Source organism: Jidongwangia harbinensis (assembly GCF_020216025.1).
GTDB lineage: Bacteria > Actinomycetota > Actinomycetes > Mycobacteriales > Micromonosporaceae > Actinoplanes > Actinoplanes harbinensis.
In genome coordinates, this window is record NZ_JAIWNC010000005.1 from 90,869 (window position 1) to 107,668 (window position 16,800).

The 16,800-nt window shown below is 73.6% G+C and carries 15 protein-coding genes; 1 reads left to right on the forward strand and 14 read right to left on the reverse strand.

The window, feature by feature from the left end; translation table 11 throughout:
• Positions 1 to 8 precede the first annotated feature (8 nt).
• The 7 genes from htpX to LDL48_RS09160 all read right to left on the reverse strand — a co-directional run bounded on the left by htpX (position 9) and on the right by LDL48_RS09160 (position 7,401).
• Positions 9 to 896 carry a zinc metalloprotease HtpX gene (gene htpX, locus LDL48_RS09130; protein WP_225254584.1) on the reverse strand — a complete coding sequence of 296 codons (888 nt, stop codon included), beginning with the start codon at positions 894 to 896 and terminating at the stop codon, positions 9 to 11.
• A gap of 105 nt (positions 897 to 1,001) precedes the next feature.
• A complete protein-coding gene (locus LDL48_RS09135; protein WP_225254585.1) occupies positions 1,002 to 2,435 on the reverse strand; it encodes an NADH-quinone oxidoreductase subunit N in 1,434 nt (477 codons plus the stop codon).
• Positions 2,432 to 3,967: a complex I subunit 4 family protein gene (locus LDL48_RS09140; protein ID WP_225254586.1), complete on the reverse strand. Its 1,536-nt coding sequence runs from the start codon at positions 3,965 to 3,967 to the stop codon at positions 2,432 to 2,434. The genes LDL48_RS09135 and LDL48_RS09140 overlap by 4 nt, the downstream gene beginning before the upstream one ends.
• Positions 3,964 to 5,856 carry an NADH-quinone oxidoreductase subunit 5 family protein gene (locus tag LDL48_RS09145; protein WP_225254587.1) on the reverse strand — a complete coding sequence of 631 codons (1,893 nt, stop codon included), beginning with the start codon at positions 5,854 to 5,856 and terminating at the stop codon, positions 3,964 to 3,966. Before LDL48_RS09145 ends, LDL48_RS09140 begins: the two co-directional genes overlap by 4 nt.
• Positions 5,853 to 6,215: an NADH-quinone oxidoreductase subunit NuoK gene (gene nuoK / locus LDL48_RS09150; RefSeq protein WP_225254588.1), complete on the reverse strand. Its 363-nt coding sequence runs from the start codon at positions 6,213 to 6,215 to the stop codon at positions 5,853 to 5,855. Before nuoK ends, LDL48_RS09145 begins: the two co-directional genes overlap by 4 nt.
• Positions 6,215 to 6,736 carry an NADH-quinone oxidoreductase subunit J family protein gene (locus LDL48_RS09155; RefSeq protein WP_225254589.1) on the reverse strand — a complete coding sequence of 174 codons (522 nt, stop codon included), beginning with the start codon at positions 6,734 to 6,736 and terminating at the stop codon, positions 6,215 to 6,217. The genes nuoK and LDL48_RS09155 overlap by 1 nt, the downstream gene beginning before the upstream one ends.
• Positions 6,733 to 7,401 carry a NuoI/complex I 23 kDa subunit family protein gene (locus tag LDL48_RS09160; protein ID WP_225254590.1) on the reverse strand — a complete coding sequence of 223 codons (669 nt, stop codon included), beginning with the start codon at positions 7,399 to 7,401 and terminating at the stop codon, positions 6,733 to 6,735. The genes LDL48_RS09155 and LDL48_RS09160 overlap by 4 nt, the downstream gene beginning before the upstream one ends.
• 155 nt (positions 7,402 to 7,556) lie before the next feature.
• Here LDL48_RS09160 and LDL48_RS09165 point away from each other — a divergent pair, with 155 nt between their 5' ends.
• The gene (locus LDL48_RS09165) at positions 7,557 to 8,414 is read left to right on the forward strand and encodes a transglutaminase-like domain-containing protein (RefSeq protein WP_225254591.1); all 858 of its coding nucleotides are present in this window, start codon (positions 7,557 to 7,559) and stop codon (positions 8,412 to 8,414) included.
• On the opposite strand, the gene LDL48_RS09170 is transcribed toward LDL48_RS09165, so the two are convergent.
• The 7 genes from LDL48_RS09170 to LDL48_RS09200 all read right to left on the reverse strand — a co-directional run bounded on the left by LDL48_RS09170 (position 8,407) and on the right by LDL48_RS09200 (position 16,765).
• Positions 8,407 to 9,366, reverse strand: coding sequence for a complex I subunit 1/NuoH family protein (locus LDL48_RS09170; protein ID WP_225254592.1), 960 nt, complete (start codon positions 9,364 to 9,366; stop codon positions 8,407 to 8,409). The two genes, LDL48_RS09165 and LDL48_RS09170, sit on opposite strands and share 8 nt — an antisense overlap.
• The gene (locus LDL48_RS09175) at positions 9,366 to 10,088 is read right to left on the reverse strand and encodes an NADH-quinone oxidoreductase subunit C (protein WP_225254593.1); all 723 of its coding nucleotides are present in this window, start codon (positions 10,086 to 10,088) and stop codon (positions 9,366 to 9,368) included. Before LDL48_RS09175 ends, LDL48_RS09170 begins: the two co-directional genes overlap by 1 nt.
• Before the next feature lie 94 nt (positions 10,089 to 10,182).
• A complete protein-coding gene (locus LDL48_RS09180) occupies positions 10,183 to 12,012 on the reverse strand; it encodes an FG-GAP-like repeat-containing protein (RefSeq protein WP_225254594.1) in 1,830 nt (609 codons plus the stop codon).
• A 110-nt stretch (positions 12,013 to 12,122) separates the two neighbouring features.
• Positions 12,123 to 13,424, reverse strand: a complete 1,302-nt coding sequence (locus LDL48_RS09185) for a DUF2252 domain-containing protein (protein ID WP_225254595.1) — start codon at positions 13,422 to 13,424, stop codon at positions 12,123 to 12,125.
• 10 nt (positions 13,425 to 13,434) lie between these two features.
• Positions 13,435 to 13,983, reverse strand: coding sequence for an NADH-quinone oxidoreductase subunit B (locus LDL48_RS09190; protein WP_308016441.1), 549 nt, complete (start codon positions 13,981 to 13,983; stop codon positions 13,435 to 13,437).
• Between the two features lie 17 nt (positions 13,984 to 14,000).
• The gene (locus tag LDL48_RS09195; RefSeq protein WP_225254596.1) at positions 14,001 to 15,434 is read right to left on the reverse strand and encodes a pyridoxal phosphate-dependent decarboxylase family protein; all 1,434 of its coding nucleotides are present in this window, start codon (positions 15,432 to 15,434) and stop codon (positions 14,001 to 14,003) included.
• Positions 15,431 to 16,765, reverse strand: coding sequence for an MFS transporter (locus LDL48_RS09200; RefSeq protein WP_225254597.1), 1,335 nt, complete (start codon positions 16,763 to 16,765; stop codon positions 15,431 to 15,433). Before LDL48_RS09200 ends, LDL48_RS09195 begins: the two co-directional genes overlap by 4 nt.
• Between the last annotated feature and the right edge of the window lie 35 nt (positions 16,766 to 16,800).

The window sequence follows — 16,800 nt, forward strand, 5'->3', positions numbered from 1 at the left end:
CCCGCGTCTCAGCGCTGGAACTGCACCGGCCCGGTGCCGGTGATCGCGGCCAGGTGGTGCAGCCGCCGGACCCGCTCGGCCATCGGCGGGTGGGTGGAGAACAGCGCCGCGACGCCACCACCCCGGAACGGGTTGGCGATCATCAGATGCGCCGCGCTGGTCAGCTGCCCGTCAGCCGGCATCGGGAGCCGCTGAGCCCCGTAGTGGATCTTCTCCAGCGCACTGGCCAGCGCCAGCGGGTCGCCGGTCAGCGTGGCACCGGACGCATCCGCCTGGAACTCCCGGTTCCGGCTGATCGCCAGCTGGATGACGCTCGCGGCCAGCGGCCCGAGAATCAGCATGAGCAGCAGCGAGACCGGGTTCGGGCCGTCCTCGTCGTCCCCGCCGCCGAGCGGCAGGAAGATCGCCAGTTGGGCGAACATCGTGACGATGCCGGCCAGCGAGGCCGCCACGCTGGAGATCAGGATGTCCCGGTTGTACACGTGGGACAGCTCGTGGCCGATGACGCCGCGCAGCTCACGCCGATCCAGGATCTCGGTGATGCCGACGGTGACCGCCACCGCCGCGTGCTTCGGACTCCGGCCGGTCGCGAACGCGTTCGGTTGCCGGGACGGGCTGACGTACAGCCGGGGCATCGGCTGCCCGACACTGGTCGCCAGCTCGCGGACGATCTGGTACAACGCGGGGAACTCGGCCTCGCTGACCGGCCGGGCCCGCATCGCGCGCAGGGCGATCCGGTCGGAGAAGAAATAGGTGCCGGCGTTCAACGCCAGCGAGAGGACGACGGCGAACACCAGGCCGCCGCTGCCGCCGAGCCAGGCGCCCAGCGCCAGAATCATCGCGGTGAGCAGACCCAGCAGAGCGGCCGTCTTGAGGCCGTTGCGATGGCTGTGCACAGTTACTCCTTCGGACTGCGGACCTCGTGAGCCCGCACCCGATACAACCTCGCCAACCGTAGAAGTCATCCCTGGGTAGCTGTGAGATGCCTGTGCGTGGCGGCGCTAGGCGAGGGCGGAGAAGAGTGCCTGCGGCGCGAAGCCCAGCAGCAGCGCGACCGCGACCGCGGCCACCAGCACCGTCGCCACCGGCCGCGGAACCGGCAGCCGGGGCGGGCGCAGGTCGGCGACCGGGACGCCGACCGGGCCGGAGTACAGGACGGCGGCGGCGCGCACGTAGTAGGCCAGCGCGATCACCGCGTTCACCGCGACCACGCCCGCCAGCCAGCCCCAGCCGGAGCCGATCAGCGAGTCGACCACGGTCACCTTGGCGAACAGCCCGGCCAGGCCCGGAGGCAGGCCGGCCAGTCCGGCGAGGGCCAGGACGAACGCGGCGGCCGGCCACGGGGAGCGGCGGGCGGTGCCGCGGTACGACGCCAGGTCGCCGCCGTCCGCGCCGGGCGGGCGCAACGCCACCAGCGTGCCGAACGCGATGAACTCCAGAACCACGAAGAAGCCGGCGTACGCCAGAGCCGCCCCGACCCCGGCCGCACCCGCCGCCAGCGGGGCGAGGATGTATCCGGCCTGAGCGATCGACGACCAGGCGAGCAGGCGGACCATCCGGGTCTGGCGCAACGCGACCAGGTTCCCGACCGTCATGGTGAGCACTGCCAGCACCGCCACCAGCGGACCCGTGTCCAGGCGGGGCACCACCAGGGCCAGCGCCACCACGCCGCCCAGCTTCGAGGCGGTGGACAGGTACGCGGCCACCGGCAGCGGGGCGCCGTCGTAGGTGGCGGGGGCCCAGGCGTGCAGCGGGACCGCGGCCACCTTGAACGCCAGCCCGATCACCAGCAGCGCCGCGCCCACCGAGGTCAGTTCGCCGAACAGGCCGCGGTCTGTGCTCAACAGGGACAGGTGCAGGGCGCCGGTGGACGCGTACAGCAGGGCCGCACCGAGCAGGGCGATCGCCGTGGAGATCACGCTGACCAGGAAGAACGTGACGGCGGCGGAGGTGCCCTCGGTGGTCACCCGGTCCCGCGGGGCGAACCGGCGCAGCCCGACCAGCACGTACAGCGGCAGGGTCAGCGTCTCCAGCCCGACGATCAGCGTGATCAGGTCGCCGGCGTAGCCGATCACCACGCCGCCGGTCATCGCGCAGGCCAGCAGGAAACAGAACTCGCCGGCCGGCGCGGTGCCGACGCGCAGCGCCGGGGCGGACAGGGCCAGCACGCCCACGGTGAGGCCGGCGAAGAGCGCCGCCACCACGCCGGCGGACGGGCTGAGCACCCAGGAGCAGGCCGCACCGGTGCAGAACGTGGACGCGGTCCGGCCGCTCACCCCGAACGCGCAGACCGCGGTGACCAGCCCGCCGGCCATCGCCGAGCCGAGGACCGCACCGCGGCGGCCGGTGGCCAGCTCCATGACCAGCACCAGGATCGCGGTGCCGGCCGCGGCGTACAGCGGCAGCAGCGCGACGTGATTCACCGACTGGATCACCGCAGGGCCTCCGTCAACGCGGTCACCGGGTCCGTCGCCCCGGCCAGGACCAGCGCCGGGAACAGCCCGATCAGCAGGGCCAGCAGAATCAGCGGACTCCAGGCCGCCCACTCCACCCGGGTCACCCCCGGGTGCGGCAGGTCGGCCACCGCCGGGCCGTGGGTGACCCGGCGCAGCAGGCGAAGGAAGTACGCGGCGGTCAGCGCGCCGCCCACCGCGGCGATCACGGCCAGCGTGGTCCACAGCGGACCGCCCCGCTCCACCGCGGCGACCACCGCGAACGCCTCGCCCCAGAAGCCGGCCAGGCCGGGCAGCCCGAGCGAGGCCAGCGCGGCGAACCCGAGCAGGCCGGCCAGCCGCGGCGCGGACTCCCGCAGACCGCCCAGCCCGGCCAGGTCGCCGGTGTGCGCCCGGTCCTTGATCGCCCCGGCCAGGAAGAACAGCAGGCCGGTGATCACCCCGTGGGCGATGTTGCCGAGCAGCGCCGCCTGCACCCCGGTCACGGTCAGCGTGGCGATGCCGAGCAGCACGAAACCCATGTGCCCGACGCTGGAGTACGCGATCAGCCGCTTCAGCTCGGTCTGCCGCAGGCACACCAGCGACCCGATGATGATCGCGGCGACGGCCAGCACCCCGAGCACCGGCGCCGCCCACGCCGCACCCTCCGGTGCCACGCCCACGCCCACCCGGATCAGGCCGTAGGTGCCCATCTTCAGCAGCACGCCGGCCAGGATCACGCTGCCCACGGTGGGCGCCTCGGTGTGCGCGTCGGGCAGCCAGGTGTGCAGCGGCCAGAGCGGCGCCTTCACCGCGAACGCGACGGCGAACAGCGCGAACGCCACGTACTGGGTGGTCCGGGACAGGCCCAGGCCACCGGCCAGCGCCATCAGGTCCGCGGTCTCCGCCGCCACCACCACGGTGAACACGCCGAGCAGCAGCAGGACCGAGCCGAACAGCGTGTAGAGCACGAACTTGCGGGCCGCGCGCCGCCGGTCCGGGCCGCCCCAGCCGGCGATCACCGCGTACATCGGCAGCAGCACGACCTCGAAGAACACGAAGAACAGCACCAGGTCGAGCGCCAGGAAGGTGCCCAGGATGCCGACCTCGAGGACCAGCAGCAGGGCGGCCAGGCTGCGCCCGGAGCCGCCCGGCGGGACGGTCCGCACGGTGTAGAGGCAGCACAGCAGCGTCAGCAGGCCGGTGAGCACGATCAGCGGGTACGAGAGCCCGTCCACGCCCAGATGGAAGTCGACCTCCAGGGCCGGTACCCAGGACACCCGCAGACCGGTCCACGGCACGACCGGAGGTCCGTCGATCGACGTGGTGTACGCGAACCAGCCGAAGTCGGAGGTGCGGGCGAACCCCAGCGGAATGGTCAGCGCGAACGTGACCGCCGCGACGACGGCCGCGGTGATCCGGCCGGGCCGGTCCGGCAGCAGGGCGACCAGCACGGCACCGGCGGCCGGCACGGCCAGCAGCGCCACGAGCAGCACCTGGGACCACAGCGGAAAGACGAAGGTGTAACTGGTCACGACGCCACCCCGTAGATGGCGGCGGCCACGCCCAGCAGCAGCGCGCCGGTGAAGACCGCCACCGCCGCCCGGGGCAGCGCCGCCCGGTGGGCCGTGGCCAGCAGCGTCCCGGCCCGGGTGGTGGCCACGCCGGTGCCCTCGACGGCGGCGTCCACCACCCGCTCGTCGACCGCCCGCACCGCGTTCGCCAGCGCCCGGACCGGGCGTACCACCAGGCGGTCCTGAACCGCGTCCAGGTGGAAGCCGGCCGCGAACAGCGGGCGCAGCCGGCCGAGGGCGAGGGCCGGGTCCGCGCCGGGCGCGGCCCGCCACTGCCACCACGCCGCTCCGGCACCCAGCGCCAGCAGGACCAGCGGCAGCACGATCGCCACCTCCAGGTGCGGTTCGTCGAGTTCCAGGGCGGTACGGAAGCCGGGCAGGAACGCGGCCAGCCCGAGCAGCGCGGCCGGGACCGCGAGCACCAGCAGCGGCCAGCGCATCAACGCCGGCGGGTCGTGCGGGGTGTCCGGGCGGGCGTACGCGGCGTCGTCGAACCCGACGTGCCAGTCCGCGGTGGGCGGCCGGGCCACGCCGAAGAACGCGCGCAGCAGCAGGCGGGTGGCGTACCAGGCGGTGACCGCGACGCCGGCCAGCGCGGCGGACCACACCACCCAGCCGACCCAGACCGGCGTGGTGGTGCCGCCCTCAGTCGCGTGCGCGGCGGCGATCAGCACGTTCTCCTTGGACCAGAAACCGGCCAGCGGCGGCAGCCCGGCCAGCGCACCCAACCCGACCACGAACGACCAGAACGTCACCGGCAGGTGCTCGCGCAGGCCACCCATCCGGGACAGCAGGTTGGTGCCGACCGCGTGGATGACCGCGCCCGCGGCCAGGAACAGCAGCGCCTTGAACGCGGCGTGGGTGAGCAGGTGGAACAGCGCCGCGGCGGGCGAGCCGACGGCCAGCGCACCGGTCATGTAGCCGATCTGGCTCACCGTGGACCAGGCCAGGACCCGCTTGAGGTCGTCCTGGGCGGTGGCGGACAGCGCACCCAGCAGCAGCGTGACCGCGGCCATCACGCCGAGCACCGCCAGCGCGGTGGGCGACGACTCGAACAGCGGGAACAGCCGGAACACCACGTACACGCCGGCCGCGACCATGGTGGCGGCGTGGATCAGCGCGGAGATCGGGGTCGGGCCGGCCATCGCGTCGGGCAGCCAGGTGTGCAGCGGGAACTGCGCGCTCTTGCCGGCCACCCCGGCCAGCACCAGCAGCAGCGCGGCCAGCAGCGGGCCGGCCTCGTGCTCGTGGGCCAGCACGTCGGCGATCCGGAAACTTCCGGCCGAGACGCCCAGGATCGCGATGCCGAGCAGGAAACCGACGTCGCCCACCCGGGTCACCAGGAACGCCTTGACCGCGGCGGCGGGCGCCTCCGGGAGCCGGCGGTCGTGCCCGATCAGCAGGTACGAGCAGGCGCCCATCACCTCCCAGCCGACCAGCAGCAGGATCAGGTCGCCGGACGTGACCACCAGCAGCATGGCGCCGGTGAACAGGCTGACCTGGGCGGCGTACGGCGCGTACCGGGGGTCGTCGTGCAGGTAGGCGATCGAGTAGACCTGGACCGCGAGCGCGACCACGGTGACCGCGAGCGCGACGTAGAGCGCGGCCCGGCCGGCTGAGAACGTCAGCGTGACGTCCAGGTCGCCGAGCGACACCCAGCGGGCACCGGTCTGGACCGGGTCGTCCGCCGCGGCCAGCAGCATCACGGTCAGGACCAGCGCCACGGCGGCTCCGGCGACGCCCAGCGCGGCAGCGAACCTGCGCCGGCCGGTGTCGCCGGGCGGCAGCAGCAGGCCGAGCAGGCCGGCCAGCAGCGGCGCCGCGGGCAGCGCGACGAGTAACGCCTTCACCGGACCGCCTCGTCGGCGTGCAGCGCCACCTCGTCGACCGCGACCGCCTGCCGCAGGCGGTAGAACTGCAGCACGATGGCCAGTCCGACGCCCACCTCGGCGGCCGCCAGCACGATGACGAACAGGGCGAAGACCCCGCCGGAGTACGGTTCGCCGTTCGGGTACGCCCACGCCTCGATCTGCACCCGGTCCAGGGCGGCGCGGACCGTCACGTCCGCGGTGACCAGGATCAGGTTGACCGCGTTGAGCATCAGCTCGACCGCCATCAGCACCAGGATCGCGTTGCGCCGGCGCAGCACGCCGTACACGCCGAGTCCGAACAGCAGTGCCGCGGTGACGTACGGGATGACGGCGTGCATCAGTCCTCCGCCGGTTCGCCGGTGCGGGCGCCGATGTCCGGCCGGGACAGCACGATCGCCCCGATCAGCGCGGCCAGCAGCAGGATGGAGATGATCTCGAACGGCAGCACCCAGCCGCCGAAGATCTGCTCACCCATCCGCTGCGCGGTGCCCGGCTCGGGCAGCGCGTACACGGTCCACCGGAACGCGTCGGCGAGCAGCACCGCCAGCCCGAGGCCGACGCCCGCGCCGACCAGCAGCGCGGGCCAGGCCGGCCGGTCCAGGTCGTCGGACGGGCCGATCGGCGCCCGGGTCAGCATCACCGCGAACAGCAGCAGCACCACGACCGCGCCCACATACACCAGGACCTGCACCCAGGCCACCAGCTCGGCGCCGAGCACCAGATAGAGGCCGGCGATCGCGCCCAGGCTGATCACCAGGTACAGGCCGGCCCGGACCAGATGGGTGCTGGTCACCACAAGCGCGCCCGAGCCCACCGCGATGACGCCGAGCGCGAGCAGAAGCGCGTCCGCGACGGTCACTCCGGCGCTCCCGGCGCTGCGCCCGCATCGGGACCCGGCCCCGGCGCGGGCGCGTCGGACCCGGGACCCGGTGTTGCGGTCGGTGACGGCGCCGGGCGTACCGCTGCCGGTCGTGCGGTCTTGGCGGGCGTGGCCGCGCCCGGGCCGGCGGCCTTGCGCGCCGCCGTGGCCTCCTCCTTGGAAGGCTCGCCGAGCACGTCGTGCGCGGGCGGCGGCGGGACGGTCGGCATCCACGCGCCGAGGCGGTTCTTGTCGTGCAGCAGGTCGAGCACGTCGAGTTCGGAGTACTCGAACTCCGGCGTCCAGTAGAGCGCGTCGAACGGGCAGACCTCGATGCAGATGCCGCAGTACATGCAGAGCGAGAAGTCGATGTCGAAGCGGTCCAGCTGGTTGCGCTGCCGGGGGCGGGCGGCGCCCGGGACGACGACCTCCTCCTTGTGCGAGTCGATGTAGATGCACCAGTCCGGGCACTCGCGGGCGCACAGCATGCAGACCGTGCAGTTCTCCTCGAGCAGCGCGATCACGCCGCGGGAGCGGGGCGGCAGGTCCGGCTCGACGTCCGGGTACTGCTGGGTGGTCGACCGCCCGACCATCGTCTTGAGCGTGACGGCGAGCCCGTTGATCAGCCCCTGGCCGGGAGTGCTCCGTTCTCCGTCGTCAGTCACAAACGCATATCCTGCCCCGTCACCTCATTCGACGCGAGCACACCCCCGGCAGATCTTCCGGTACGGGGTCGCTCGCACCTGTGAACCGGGGCTTGACTCTCACATTGTGTCAGGGGGTCTCCTTACCGTGTTCGTAACCACGGAGGGAGACCACCATGCCGTCCTACACCGAACCGGGTCTGCTGACGTTCGCCGGCAAGTACGAGTCACTGTTCGACGGGCTGCCCGGCGACGTGGCCGGGCTGGCCCGGGTCGCGCAGGGACTGCTGATCCACGAGTTCCTCGCCCATGAGTACGGCGTCACGCTGACCGACGAGTCCCGGGCCACCGTGCACCTGCGTCCGGTGGAAGCCATCCTGGACGCCGTCGTGTCGGTCGACGACCGGCCGCTGGACCAGGCCCGGCCGCCGGAGCGGCGGGTGGCGAGCAACTGCCGCGGGTTCACCGTGCTGACCGTGGCGATGCTGCGGGCGCGGGGCGTGCCGGCGCGGGCCCGGTGCGGGTTCGGCAACTACTTCGGCGGCGACGGGTTCCACGAGGACCACTGGGTGGCCGAATGGTATGACGCCGGTCAGGACCGGTGGCGGCTCGCCGACGCCCAGCTGGACGAGAAGCAACGGGGGTTGTTCAGCATCACCTTCGACGTCACGGACGTGCCGCGGGACCGGTTCGTGGTGGCCGGCGACGCCTGGACGCGGTACCGCTCGGGCGCGGCCGACCCCGATCGGTTCGGGCTGAGCAGCATCAATGAGGCCGGCGCGTGGTGGATCGCCGGCAACCTGGCCCGGGACGCGGCCGCGCTGACCGGGGTGGAGGTGCTGCCGTGGGACTGCTGGGGCGTGATGCCGGAGCCCACCGACCCGGTGGACGAGGCGCTCTTCGACCGGCTCGCGGAGCTGACCCGGGAGCCGTCGGTCGACGAGCTGAGCCGGTTCCTGCGCGACGACGAGCGGGTACGGGTGCCGGACACCGTGCGGAACGCGCTGCGGCAACGGCAGGAACCGCTCAGGTGAGCACCTTGACCGCCGCGGTCAGCACCAGCTGAGCCAGCGCCACCGGGACGAGGACCAGCCAGCACAGCCGTTGCAGCTGGTCCTCGCGCAACCGGGGGAACGTCACCCGCATCCAGATGATCACGAAGGAGACCGCGAACGTCTTCGCCAGCGTCCATAGCCAGCCGAGCTGCTCGGCGAACGGCCCGTGCCAACCGCCCAGGAACAGCACGGTGGTGAGCGCGGCGATCACCACGATGCCGACGTACTCGGCGAGCAGGAAGAACGCGAACCGCAGCCCGGTGTACTCGGTCATGTAGCCGAACACCAGCTCGGAGTCGGCGATCGGCATGTCGAACGGCGGCCGGCGGATCTCCGCGACCCCGGAGACGAAGAAGACCACGGCCGCGGGCAGCTGCCAGAGCAGCCACCACGGCGACCAGGCGTCGACGATGCCGGGCAGGCTGAGCGTGCCGGCGGCCATCGCCACGCTGGCCGCGGCCAGCACCAGCGGCAGCTCGTACCCGAGCAGCTGGGCCGCGCCGCGCAGGCCGCCGAGCAGGCTGTACTTGTTCGCCGACGCCCACGCGGACATCAGCACGGCGACCACGCCGACGCCGAGCACGGCCAGGACGAAGAACAGGCCGATGTCCATGGACTGGGCGACCAGGCTGCCGGGCCCGAGCGGGATCGCGAGAAACACCAGGAGGTACGGGAACAGCGCGACGATCGGGGCCAGCTCGAACACCCGGCGGTCCGCGTCCCGTGGCGTGATGTCCTCCTTCTGCACGAACTTCACGCCGTCCGCGATGAGCTGGGCCCAGCCGTGGAAGCCGCCCGCGTACATCGGGCCGAGGCGGGCCTGCATGTGCGCCATGACCTTGTGTTCGGCCTGGCCGACGACGAGCGGCAGGACCAGGAACGCGGCGACCACCGCGACCACCCGCACGGTCAGGTCGAGCCAGAGCGGCATCAGTCGCCCTCCTGGTCGGGAGCCGGGCGGGCCGGGCGGTCGCCGCGCGGCGGACGGGCCGGGCGGTCGCCGGGCGCGCGGCGGGCCGGCGTCTCGGGCGGCGGCACCTTGCCCTTGAGCGGACCCCACTCGTTCGGATCGGGCACGCCGGGCGGGCGCATCGGGGCGCGCTTGGCCGCGCCGGCCTCCGACTCCCCCGGTTCCTTGGCGCCCGGCCACGCCTTGGCCACGCGCGCGGCCAGCACGAACTCCTTGCGCAGCGGATGGCCCTCGAACCCGGGCGGCAGCAGCAGCGGCCGCAGGTCCGGGTGCCGCGCGAACCCGACGCCGAACATCTCGTGCGTCTCGCGCTCGTGCCAGGCCGCGCCCGGGAACAGGTCCACCACCGACTCGATGACCGGGTTGTCCCGGGGCAGCAGGGCGCGCAGCAGCAGCCCGTGCCGGCGGCGCGTCGACCACAGGTGCGTCACCACCCGCAGACCCTGCTCGGCCTCGTCGACCGCGGACAGCCAGTCGAAGAAGTCGCAGCCCAGCGCGCCCGGGTCGCGGGCCGCGTCGACGGCGGCCCACCACCGGGCGGCCGGCACGTCGATCACCGCCCGGTCGTGCCCGGTGCCGCCGCCGGACACCCCGGCGACGACGTCACCGCCCGGGTCGGCGGCCTCGGCACTGTCGGCGGCCAGCAACGCGACGAGTCGCTCGCCGACCTCTTCGGGCGTCATGCCGATGATCCTAGGACCTGCCGGTCCGGCCGACCGGCCCGGCGGGCTTCCCGCGCTGCGATGGTGCGGCCGGGCGGACCCGGCCGCACCCCCCTCAGAAGATCCGCGGGTACGCCGCCACGGTCCAGCCGACGCCCACCCCGGCCGCCGGGCCGGGGAACAGCCGCCCGTCCGCGGAGGCGTCGCCGGTGGACCGGTACGCGAGCAGCCGGCCGTCGCTGGCCTGCAACACCACGTCGGCCCGGCCGTCATGGTCCGCGTCGCCGATCAGGATCCGCGGGTACGCGGCCGCGGTGAACGTGCCGGTGATCAGCGAGTTCGCCCCGGCCAGCAGCCGGCCGTCGGCGGACAGGTCACCGGTGGACGCCCAGAACCGCAGCCGGCCGTCGGTGTACCGGGCGCCGAGGTCGGCCCGGCCGTCCCCGGTCACGTCGCCGGTCGCGATGAGCGGGACCTGCGACTCCTTCCAGCCGGTGCCGATCAGCCGGGCCGGCTCCTGCCACAGCGGCGTGGCGCCGGTGAAGTCCCCGGTGGACGACCAGGCGAACAGCTGGCCGTCGGCGTCCTGGGCGATCAGGTCGGCCCGCCGGTCGCCGGTGACGTCCGCGGCGAGCAGGCGCGGGTACGCGGCCGGCGTGAACACCTTCGGCGACTGCCAGCTCGCGCCGGTGAGCAGCCGCCCGTCGGCGGACAGGTCACCGGTGGAGCGCCAGGTGCGCAGCCGGCCGTCGGCGTAGCGGCCGATGATGTCGGTGCGGCCGTCGCCGTCCACGTCCGCGGTGACGATGCTCTCCACCTGCGTCGTGCGCCAGCCGGTGCCGACCAGCACGCCGCTGGTGGCCGGGAACAGCCGGTCGTCCGCGGACAGGTCGCCGGTGGACGGCCAGGCCCGCAGGTCGCCGGCGGCGTTCTGGCCGATCAGGTCGGTGCGGCCGTCGCCGTTGAAGTCGCCGGAGATCATCCGGGGCATCGCGGTCAGCGTCCAGCCGGCGCCGACCTTGCGGCGCGGGCTCGGGAACAGGCCGGACAGGTTGCCGGTGCCGCGGAAGACGTGCAGTTCGCCCGCGGTGTTCTGGTTCAGGATGTCGGCCGAGCAGTCGCCGGTCCAGTCGCCCATCGCCGAGCTGACCCCGTCCTGGTCGGCGCCGAGCGTGGCGCCCGCCGTGCTGCACCCGGCGACCGCGGTCGCGGCGATCCAGCCGGCGAGGTCGTCGACGCGGGTCTCCACCACCTGCGGGGTGGTGCCGGACGCGTCCAGGCAGCCCTGCTGACCGGAGAGGTGGTGCACGGCGACCAGCTCGGTCCGCCCGCCGGAGGTGCGCACCGCGGGACCACCGGCGTCGCCCTTGCACACCGTGGCACCGCTCGGGGAGGTGGCGGTGAGGTCCAGCGTCGCGGCGCCGACCGCGCCGACCGCCGCGGTGGCACCGTGCAGCCGGTCCGGCACCCAGGCGGTCGCGGTCCGGCCGAAGCCGAGCAGGCGCAGCTCGTCGCCGGTGCGCGGCGCGGCGGTGCCGATCGGGACCACCGGCACGTCGGTCACCCGGGTGGACAGCCGGATCAGCACCACGTCGCGGTCCGGGTGCGGCGCCAGCCAGGTGCCCGGGAGGACCGATCCGGTGGTGGCGCGGAGGTCGGTGCGCCCGACCGTGACGGTCACCGCCTCGGCCGGGATGCCCGCCGGGGTGCCGGCGCCCACGCAGGCCTTCGCGGTGAGCACCCACTGGGGCGCGACCAGCGCGCCGGAGCAGCCCCGCCCGAGTTCGCCGCCGATCTGGATCCGGGCCGCGAACCGGTAGCCCTCGTTGGCACCCTCGTCGGCGCCGGTCACGGCCTGCGCGGCGGTCGTGCCGGCCAGCGTCACCATGGTCACCGCGGCGACCGCGACGGCGGTGCGCGTGCGGTCCCACCTGCGTGCGGACATGAGAAATGACCTCCCCGTGTGGATCCGGGCTCCTCTCGGCACGACGGCCGTCGATTCGAGCCAGGCGGGGGGATGATAGACCGCCGGGGGCGGTCTCCGCTGTCCCGGACTTACTCCAGGCCGGGCAGGCGCCCGTTGCGGAACAGGTCGACGAAGTCCTGGTGGTCCTCGCGGGCCTGGTCACCGTACCGGTGCGCGAAGTCGACCAGGTGCGCGACGAACCCGGCCGGGTCCCGGTCGACCTGCGCCACGATCGCCTCCTCGGTGGAGAAGTCGACCAGGTCGTGACTGGACTCGTCGTCGGCGACCGAGTGCATCCGCGCCACCGCCCGGCCCAGGTCGGCGACCACGCCGGTCAGCTCCTCCGGTTCGTTCACGTCGGACCAGTCCAGGTCGGCGGCGTACGGCGACACCTCGGCGACCAGCTGGCCGACCCCGTCGAACTCGGTGTAGCCCAGCCACGGGTCGGCGTGCGCCTGCAGCGCCAGCTGCGACTCGGCGGTGCGGTGCCCCTGGTGCCGGAAGTAGCCGCGGACCCGCTCGTCGTCGATCCAGCGGGCCACCGCGGGCACCTGGGCCTGCTTCATGTAGATCACCACGTCGTTCTCCAGCGCCTGGGTGTGCCCCTCCAGCAGCAGGTTGTACGACGGCAGGCCGGCCGACCCGATGCCGACGCCCTTGCGCAGCTTGATGTCCTTGATCACGGTGGACACCGGCCGCCGGTCCGGCAACGTGGTCAGGTACGCCTCGAACGCGGCCCGGACCCGCGCGGCGGTCGGCTCGTCGACCTCGAACACGCCGTCCCCGGTGGAGAACCGGCGCTCGTAGGAGTCGATGGTGGTCTGCCCGGCCAGCATTTCCACCCGGGTGTTCAGGCGCGCCTGCTGGAGGACCCGGCGCAGCACGCCGTCCGCGTTGTCCAGCGTGATCGAACCGATGGCGTCGTCGCCGCCGGCCGCGATCGCCCCCAGCTCGGTGCGGTACGACTCGGCGAACGTGGTGACCAGGCCGGTGATCGCGGAGTCGGAGAGCGCCTTGGCGTACCCGATCAGCGCGACGCTGGCCGCGAACCGTTTGAGATCCCAGGAGAACGGCCCGACGTACGCCTCGTCGAAGTCGTTGACGTTGAAGACCAGCTGCCCGGACGAGTTCATGTACGTGCCGAAGTTCTCCGCGTGCAGGTCGCCGTGGATCCACACCCGGCTGGTCCGCTCGTCGAGGAAGCTCGGGTCGCGGTACGCCCCGGACAGGTCGGCGTAGAACAGCGACGCGCTGCCCCGGTAGAACGCGAACGGCGTCGCCGCCATCTTCCGGAACTTCCGCCGGAAGGCACCCGGGTCCTGCGCCATGAGGGCACCGAACTCCCTGGTCAGCACATCGACGATGAAATCCGCCCGGGACCGGTCGCTCATGATCCGCAGATTAGCCGCCGGACGGCACCGGAGGTACGACCTTCGGGGCAGTCAATGCGGCCGAATCCCGCAACGGGTCCGGCCGCGAGACCCCGCCCGGGCCGGACTGCTCGGCGGCGATCTTCTCCTGCAGCCGCAGAATGCCGTGCAGCAGCGCCTCGGGCCGCGGCGGGCACCCGGGCACGTAGACGTCCACCGGGATGATCTGGTCGACGCCCTTGGTGACCGAGTACGAGTCCCAGTACGGGCCGCCGCTGTTGGAGCAGGAGCCGAACGAGATGACGTACTTCGGTTCGGGCATCTGGTCGTACAGCCGCTTGATCGCCGGCGCCATCTTGTCGGTGACCGTGCCGGACACCACCATCAGGTCGGCCTGGCGCGGGCCGTGCGCGAACGGGATCACGCCGAGCCGGATGAAGTCGTGCCGGCCCATGCTGGTCGCGATGAACTCGATCGCGCAGCAGGCCAGGCCGAAGTTGAAGACCCAGAGCGAGTAGCGGCGACCCCAGTTCAGCACGAACCTGATGGGTTCCCCGAGTACTCCTGGCAGACCGGCCACGACGCCCAACCTACCCCTTACCGGCCGGGACGCTGGAGCAGGCTCAGGAAGCCGGCCAGCAGAGCCTCGCGCAGGGCCGGCGGAGCGGCGTTCAGCAGCGTGTTGACCGCGGCCATCGGGCCCAGGGCACCGTCCGCCAGGCCGAGGGTGGCGGCCAGGCCGGCGATCAGCTCCGGATCGACCTGCTCGGGGGTGAGCGTGGCGGCGGCCGCCAGCAGCGGGGGCGGGAGCTGGACCGGGCCGCGCGCCCGGGTGGCGGCCACCGCGTCGGCCAGGGCGGGCGCGAACTCGGCGACGGTGGCGCCGACCGCGGCGGTCACGGTGAGGTGGATGGTCGGCGGCAGGTCCGCGTACGCCATCTGCGGCTGGGTGTGCCAGCCCCGGGCGGCCAGCTCGTCGGCGAGCACGAACAGGTCGACCCCGTCGGACGCCAGGCAGACCACCGTGGTCTCCGGCGGCGCGAACAGCCGCACGCCGTCGGTGGCCTCGACCGCGTCCGCCAGTGCCCGTACCGCGGACCGGGTCTGCTCGGCCAGCGCCAGGTAGCCGGCGTCGCCCAGGTGGCGCAGCACCGCCAGCGCGGCGGCGATCGGCCCGCCCGAGCGGGTGGACGAGATGACCGGGTTCACCATGGTGTAGCCGGGCCAGCCCGCGTACGCGAAGTACTGCGGCAGCCGCAGCGCCTCGTCGCGGTGCAGCAGGACCGACACCCCCTTCGGGGCGTACGCGTACTTGTGCAGGTCGACCGAGATGCTGGTGACGCCGGGCACGGCGAAGTCGAACGCCGGCAGGTCGGCGCCGAGCCGCCGCAGGTACGGCAGCACCCAGCCGCCGAAGCAGGCGTCCACATGGCACCGCACGTCCCGCTCCACGCACACCGCGGCGATCTCCGGAACCGGGTCCACCACGCCGTGCGCGTACGACGGCGCGGACGCCGCGACCAGCACCGTCTCCGGGCGGATCGCCGCGGCCGTGGCGGCCGGGTCGGCCCGCAGGTCCGGGCCGACCGGCACCACGTCCAGCGCGACCCGCAGGTAGTGGGCGGCCTTGGCGAACGCGGCGTGCGCGGTGGACGGCACCACCAGCCGTGGCGCGGTCACCTCCGGGCGCGAGTCCCGGGCCGCCTTGACCGCCAGGAGCAGCGACTCGGTGCCGCCGCCGGTCACGCTGCCCACCGTGGCACCGTCCCCGCCGAGCAGCCGGGCCGCGGCGCCGACCAGCGCGTTCTCCATCGCCAGCAGCGACGGGAACGCGGTCGGATCCAGGCCGTTGACGTGCGCCGAGATGGCGTACGCGGCGTGCGCCAGCCCGTCCAGCCCGTCCACCGCCGGGTCGTACACGTACGCGAACAGCCGCCCGCCGTGCGTGGGCAGATCGGCCGCCCGCAACTCCCGCAGCTCGGTCAGCACCTGCTCGGCCGGCACCCCGGTGGCGGGCAACGCGTCGATCATGCCGGTGACGGTAACCGACGGGCGTCGGCGTAACCCCGCAACAGCACCACCGCGGCACCGACCAGCACCGCGGGCAGCACCGTGAAGCCCAGCAGCACGCCCAGGCGGGCGGTGTCGTCCTGCGCCGCCGCCTCCCCGGTGGCCGACGAGACGTAGCCGAACAGCTGCAGCACCAGCGCGTACAGGCCGGGACCGAGCGCCAGCCCGAGCGTCTCCCCCGCGGTCCACAGCCCGGTGAACACGCCCGCCTGGCGGCGCCCGGTCCGCTCGGTGTCCGCGGCGATGCAGTCCGGCAGCATGCTCAACACGAACACCTGCTGGCCGGCGTACCCGCAGCCGATCACGGCCACGGTCAGGTAGACCCCGGCCGGGGGCAGGCCGGGCGCCGCCAGCAGGGCCAGCGCCCCGGCCGCGAACAGCAGCGACGCCACGATCAGCGAGCGGCGCTTGCCGAGCCCGGCGCCGATCCGCGACCACAGCGGCATGATCAGCAGGGCCGGGCCGACGAACGCGGCGAACAGCAGCGTGGCGCCGGCCTCCCGCCGGAGCACGTGATCGGCGAAGTACTGGACGCCGGCGAGCATGGTGGCGACCCCGACGGCCTGGATCACCGAGCACAGCAGCAGTGCCCGGAACGACGCGTTGCCGGCGGCCACCGCCAGCTGGGCGCGCAGGCTCGGCTCGCTCGCCGCGGGCGCCCGGGACTCGGCGGTCCGCGTACCCAAGAAGGTCCCGAGCGCGCCCACCACGATGAGCGCGCCGACGAACAGCCCGGCCCACCGGTGGCCGCTCAGGCCACCGCCGGTCTGTTCCACGACCAGCGGGGCCAGCGCGCCGGAGACCAGGATGGCCAGCGCCAGCACCGCGACCCGCCAGGTGGTCAGCCGGGTACGTTCGGCGTAGCCGTCGGTCAGCTCGGCCGGCATCGCCACGTAGGGCACCTGGAACAGCGCGAACGCGGTGGCGGTGGCGAGAAACGCGAACGCGACGTACGCGGCGGCCGCCGGACCGCTGCCGATCGGGCCGGCGAACATCGCGGCGAACAGCACGCCCAGCGCCAACCCGGCTCCGAGCAGGAACGGGCGCCGGTCGCCGCGCCGGTCGGAGAGCCGCCCGGCCACCGGGTTCAGCAGCACGTCCCACGCCTTGGGCAGCAGCACCAGCAGACCGGCCACGCCGGCCGCCACGCCGAGCGTGTCGGTGAGGTACGGCAGGAGCAGCAGACCCGGCACGGTCCCGAACGCGCCGGTGACCAGCGACCCGGTCGCGTACCCGGCCAGCACCCGGCGCGGCAGCGCGGGTACGTCCGGGGAGGGACCGGCGGCGGTCATGGACGCGGATGTTAACCATCGTGGGCGTGCTGCGC